The sequence below is a fragment of the Methylorubrum podarium genome, assembly GCF_022179745.1.
GTDB lineage: Bacteria > Pseudomonadota > Alphaproteobacteria > Rhizobiales > Beijerinckiaceae > Methylobacterium > Methylobacterium podarium.
In genome coordinates, this window is the sequence record NZ_BPRD01000197.1 from 1 (window position 1) to 5,329 (window position 5,329).

General features: G+C 68.4%; 4 protein-coding genes and 1 pseudogene. 2 read left to right on the forward strand and 3 right to left on the reverse strand.

What is annotated here, in order from left to right; genetic code table 11:
- Positions 1 to 175, forward strand: a pseudogene (locus tag MFF42_RS10720) (ABC transporter ATP-binding protein); the annotation flags it as partial.
- A 29-nt stretch (positions 176 to 204) separates the two neighbouring features.
- On the opposite strand, the gene MFF42_RS10725 reads toward MFF42_RS10720, so the two are convergent.
- Both MFF42_RS10725 and MFF42_RS10730 read right to left on the reverse strand, forming a co-directional pair.
- Positions 205 to 1,506, reverse strand: coding sequence for a sensor histidine kinase (locus MFF42_RS10725; RefSeq protein ID WP_238255741.1), 1,302 nt, complete (start codon positions 1,504 to 1,506; stop codon positions 205 to 207).
- Complete coding sequence (locus MFF42_RS10730; protein ID WP_096483237.1) at positions 1,503 to 2,246, reverse strand: response regulator; 744 nt, start codon at positions 2,244 to 2,246, stop codon at positions 1,503 to 1,505. Before MFF42_RS10730 ends, MFF42_RS10725 begins: the two co-directional genes overlap by 4 nt.
- Before the next feature lie 256 nt (positions 2,247 to 2,502).
- On the opposite strand from MFF42_RS10730, the gene MFF42_RS10735 reads away from it, so the two are divergent.
- On the forward strand, positions 2,503 to 4,233 hold the full coding sequence (locus tag MFF42_RS10735) for a cytochrome c biogenesis protein DipZ (protein WP_238255742.1): 1,731 nt from the start codon (positions 2,503 to 2,505) through the stop codon (positions 4,231 to 4,233).
- Between the two features lie 588 nt (positions 4,234 to 4,821).
- On the opposite strand, the gene MFF42_RS10745 is transcribed toward MFF42_RS10735, so the two are convergent.
- Positions 4,822 to 5,329: Rossmann-fold NAD(P)-binding domain-containing protein (locus MFF42_RS10745; RefSeq protein ID WP_238255743.1), on the reverse strand; the 508-nt coding region annotated here is incomplete at its 5' end.

Sequence of the window (5,329 nt, forward strand, 5' to 3'; positions counted from 1 at the left end):
GCTTCTCGACGAGCCGACCAATCACCTCGACCTCGAAGCCGTCGAGGCGGTCGAGGCCGGGCTCGCCTCCTATGACGGCGCTCTTCTGGTCGTCAGTCACGACGAGGCTTTTCTCCGCGCGCTGGGCATCACGCGGTGGCTCGCCCTCGACGATCTCCCCGACAGGTCCGGTTGATCGGTCGTGCGAGCCGCGCCGGACCCGCGTCACGAGAGCGTGACGGCCGCCTCCAGGCCGCCGCCCGGGCGGTTGCTGAGCCTGAGCCGTCCGCCGATCGCGGCGGCAAGCTGATCGGCGATGGCGAGGCCGAGTCCGGTGCCGCCGGTCTCACGGCTGCGCGATCCTTCCAGCCGGACGAAGGGAAGCAGCACGGCATCGAGCTTGTCCGCGGGGATGCCGGGTCCACGATCCAGCACCGCGATGGTGATCCTGCCCTGGACGACCTGCAGATCGAGCTCTGCCCGGTTGGCATATCGGATCGCGTTGTCGATCAGGTTCGTCAGGATCCGGCGCAGGGCTTGCGGGCGTGTCACGATCGTCACCTCCGGCAGGCCGGAGACCGCGACGTCGCACCCTGTGTCCTGGTAGTCGAAGGCGATGCTCTCGAGAAAGGCGCGCAGATCGAGGCGGGTGGGTGGCTCGACGTCTCCGTGCACGCTGCGGGCGTAGGCAATCCCCTCGCGGACGAGGGTCTCGATCGCTTCGAGATCGCCGAGGATCCGGTCCTGTTCGGGGCCCTCGACGCCTGTCTCCACGCGCAACCGCATCCGGGTGATCGGTGTCTGGAGATCGTGGGAGATCGCCGCGAGGATGCGGACGCGTTCGTCGAGGTGGCGGGACACCCGCTGCTGCATCGCGTTGAGGGCTCGCGCGGCGCGCGAGACCTCATCGGGCCCTGCCTCCGCGAAAGGCGTGGCCGGTCGCCCCGGCTCCAGCGCGTCGGCGGCCTGCGCGAAGCGCGTCAGCGGCCGGACGGCGAGCCGCACGGCGAACCAGACGCAGCCGACGAGCACGAGCAGCTGCAGGGCCAGCGCGACGGGCAGCCACGATGCCACGGGCCGCAGGGTCGGCTGGACGGCGATGGTGAGGGCCGAGCCGTCACTCAGGGCGACGTGCCCCTGCAGTCGCACCGGCGACCCGGACACCGCATCGAACCGAACGGGGAAGCGCGGCTCCAGCGCGGCGCGTATCTCGTCCGCGATCATCGTCAGACGGGACGAGAGCGCCGCAGTCCCCGGCGAACCGGAGCCGAGCGCGAAGCGATAGGTCGGCCTTTCGAGGAGCGGGAGCCATTCGGACCGCTCGGCGGCCGGCAGGCGATCGAGCAGCGCGACCGCGACGACGACGTCGCGCTGGAGCGTCGTCAGCATGACGGCGCGCGCCGTCTGGTCCCGCTCGGCTCTCGTGACCGCGAACGAGAGCAGCTGAGCGCTCAGGAGACCTGCGAGCAGGATCAGGAACAGGCGGCCCCGCAGGCTGCCCGGCCAAACCAGAAGGGATGCCATCATCCCTCGCGCGCCTGCGCGATGGTAATGGGCATGGCAAAGACATAGCCCTCGCTACGCACCGTCTTGATGTAGGCGGGCTCGCGGGCATCGTCCTTCAGCCGCTGCCGCAGGCGGCTGACGAGCAGGTCGACGGATCGGTCGAACAGTTCGGCATCACGGCCCTGTGTCAGGTTGAGCAACTGGTCGCGCGACAGGACCCGCTGCGGGTGATCGAGCAGCACGCGCAGAAGCCGGTACTCCGCGCCGCTGAGGGGGACGACCGTTCCTGTCGCGTCGATGAGATGACGGGCGGTGGTGTCGAGCTGCCACGCCCCGAAGGCGAGAAGCCGGCCTGCCTCGGTCACCTGGAGGTTGGGAGGCAGCATCCGGGTACGGCGGAGCACGGCCTTGATCCGCGCGAGGAGTTCCCGGGCCGCGAACGGCTTCACCAGGTAGTCGTCCGCACCCATCTCCAGGCCGACGATCCGGTCTGTCTCGTCGCTGCGGGCAGTCAGCATCAGGACCGGGGTGGCCTTGTGCCTGCCCGAGCGCAGCTCCCGGCACAGGACGAGACCGTCATCGCCCGGCATCATGATGTCGAGCACGACGAGGTCGACCCGGTCGGCGTCGAGGAACGCGCGCATCTGCCGCCCGTCCGCGGCCAGCGTCACGCGGAGGCCGTTTTTCCTGAGGTAGTTCGACAGCAAGTCGCGGATTTCTCGGTCGTCGTCGACGATCAGGACATGGTCGATGTGATCCACGGTCAGCCCCCAGCGTGCTTCATCGGATAGCGCGATGGGTGCCCGCGGGCGAGCCGGTCTTCGTAACACAGTGTAGCGGCGCGGCGCCGCGTGCCTGGCCCGGCGTGACCGTCGTGCTGGGCTTCCACGAGCATGGCAGAGTTCCAGAAGGACCTGCTCCCTACAGGACGATACGAGATCAGCGGATCTGCACACACGGCGGAGACGGGAGGCTGGTGAAGCGACGAGGGACAACAGGGCGCCGGAGCGAGCCGCCATGACCTTGTATCTTGCTGCCTTCCTGGCCGGGATGCTGACCATCGTCAGTCCCTGCATTCTTCCCGTCCTTCCGTTCGTGTTCGCTCGGGCGGATCGATCCTTCGTGTCAAGCACGCTGCCGTTCCTGACCGGATTGGCCGCAGCCTTCGCGACCGCGGCGTCTCTCGCGGCCGTCGGCGGAGGCTGGGTCGTGCGTCTGAGCGCGGCGGCCCACGTCGCCGCGCTTGTCCTGCTCGGCGTCTTCGCGGTCGCCCTCATGTCGCAGCGCGTCGCAGCGTTGATCTCCGTTCCTTCAGTGTGGCTCGGGGAAGCCCTCGCGCGCCGCGTCGATAGACGTGGCTCGACTGGCGTCGTGAGTTCCCTCGGCCTTGGCGCGGCCACCGGCCTGCTGTGGACGCCGTGCGCCGGACCGATCCTCGGCCTCGTGCTGACCGGCGCGGCCCTGAGCGGCCCCAGCCCTGAGACGACAGGTCTCCTCGTGGCTTACGCAGCCGGCGCCGCCATGTCCCTGGCAGCGGCCGTTGCAGCCGGTGGAGCGCTCTATGCGCGCCTTCGGGGCGGCCTCGCGTTCTCGGAGCAAGTACGCCGAATCAAAGGGGCTGCGATGATCGCCGTGGTTGCCGCGATCGCCGTCGGATTCGAAGCGGACCTTCTGGCGTCGCTTCCCTCGCCGCAGGCCACGCGGGTCGAAGCCGCCCTCGTGGCGGCGCTGCACCTCGAACCCACCCAGCCCGCGCCGGCGGCCGGCCTCTATCGCAGCAGCCTACCGGTCGAAAGGCGCCTGCCGAGCCTCCAAGGTGCCTCCCATTGGCTCAACGCCGGACCGCCGACGAACGAGCAGTTCCGGGGCAAGGTACTGCTCGTCCATGTCTGGACCTACTCCTGCATCAACTGCATCCGCACGCTGCCCTACGTCCGGGCCTGGGAGGCGCGCTACCGCGACCAGGGACTGGCGGTGATCGGCGTCCACGCGCCTGAATTCGCTTTCGAGCGCGACATCGACAACGTGAGGAGCGCCGTGCGCCGCTTCGCGCTGCCGTACCCCATCGCCGTCGACAACGATTTCCGCATCTGGCGCGCGCTACGCAACACCTCCTGGCCGGCGCTCTACATCGTCGATGCAGAAGGGCGGATCCGCCACCATCAATTTGGCGAGGGCGGCGAGGCTCAGTCGGAGGCCGCTATCCAGGACCTCCTGGCGGAGGGGGCAGGGCGACGCACCGCTGAGGTGAGCGTCACCGTTCCGCGACCCGATGGCCCCGAAATACCCGCCGACCTGGGAGAGCTCCGCTCAGGCGAGACCTATCTTGGCGCGGACAAGACGGAGGGCTTCGTCTCGCCCGAAGGGCTCTCCCGCGGGACGCAGACCTACTCGCCCGCTGGGCCGAAGCTCAGCCAGTGGTCACTCTCCGGCAACTGGTCGTTCGGCCCGGACGCCGTCCGCCTCGATCGAGAAGGTGGCGGGATCACCTACCGGTTCCGGGCACGCGACCTTCATCTGGTTCTCGGTCCAGGGGCGGATGGACGCCCAGTTCGCTTCCGGGTGGCACTCGCCGGGCAGCCGCCAAGGACGGACCACGGAAGCGACATCACGCCGGACGGCGATGGGATCGTGACGGAGACGCGGCTCTACCACCTGGTCCGACAGTCCAGCCCGGTCGAGGAGCGCACCTTCGAGATCTACTTCCAAGATCCAGGCGTGCGGGCCTATGCCTTTACATTCGGATGATCAGCCCGCTTGCTCAATCGTCACCGAAGATCGAGGCTGGGCGCGAGGCTCTCTATTCTTGGGCCTACATTACAACCGTCGACCCATGTCGCGCCATCGGCTGCTCGTCTTCGCAGTCGATATTCGCTAATCTCGCGAAGCCCGTACAGGAAAGGAAGCATGTTCACATACGCCATGATCGGCGGCAACGACTTGGAGCGGGCCAGAGGCTTCCACGACGCTACATTCACCGCCTTGGGCGGCAAGCCTGGCGAGAGGGATGCAAGATGCAGGTTGATATCTGACCACGACGGTGGCCGGCTGCTGGAAAAAAAAGCGGATCGCCAGCCGTGGTCGAAATGTAGCCGTCGGCGTGCGGGCGAACGATGTTCGGCAGGGAGACTCCACCTGGGCGCTCGCGAGGCCCGGTCGGGCCGTCGCCATCGAGCATCGCGTACTCGGCGGCGATGACCGCGGCGTTGTCGGGCGTGCGGGTATCGACGCAGGTTCCGAGCGGTTTTGAGCGCAGATCGACGGAGCCAAATCGGACGATACGGCGATGGTGCGCGGCCTCTCCGACGCTTCCAACGATCGGGAGATGACACCGCCTCAGCGGCGGGACAGCACCTCGCGCACCCCAACCCAACGCAGGCCCGGGTAGCGCCCGTTGTCGAGCGGGTCGAGCTTTCCGGCACCACCGAACATGTCGCGCAGGTACTGCATGCCCTGCCAGACGGGGAACACCTTCCCCCGGCCGGGCGCCAGGATGCGCCCGACCGCGATCATCGCGCCAAGGCTACCCACCCCGCCCATGCGCAGGGTTTTGAAGCGTTCCCCCGTCACGTCGCTCGCGGCCTCGGCCAGTCCCCGTGCGCTGACGACCTCGCCGGCGATGCGCAGGATGCGAGGGGCATCGCGGTCAAGCGCGGCAGCGGCCGTGTAGGCGGCAACATCGTCCATCGCGGTGAAATCGAGGGGCTGGTCCGCGTCTCCCCAGTACAGCACCCGCCGCCAGCCGAACTGGATCAGGGGCATCTGCCCCGTCAGCATGTCCAGGAAGCCGCCGTTCAAAATCGAGGTCGCCCGCACGGGTGCGCGGTCCAGGCGCTCGTGGAAG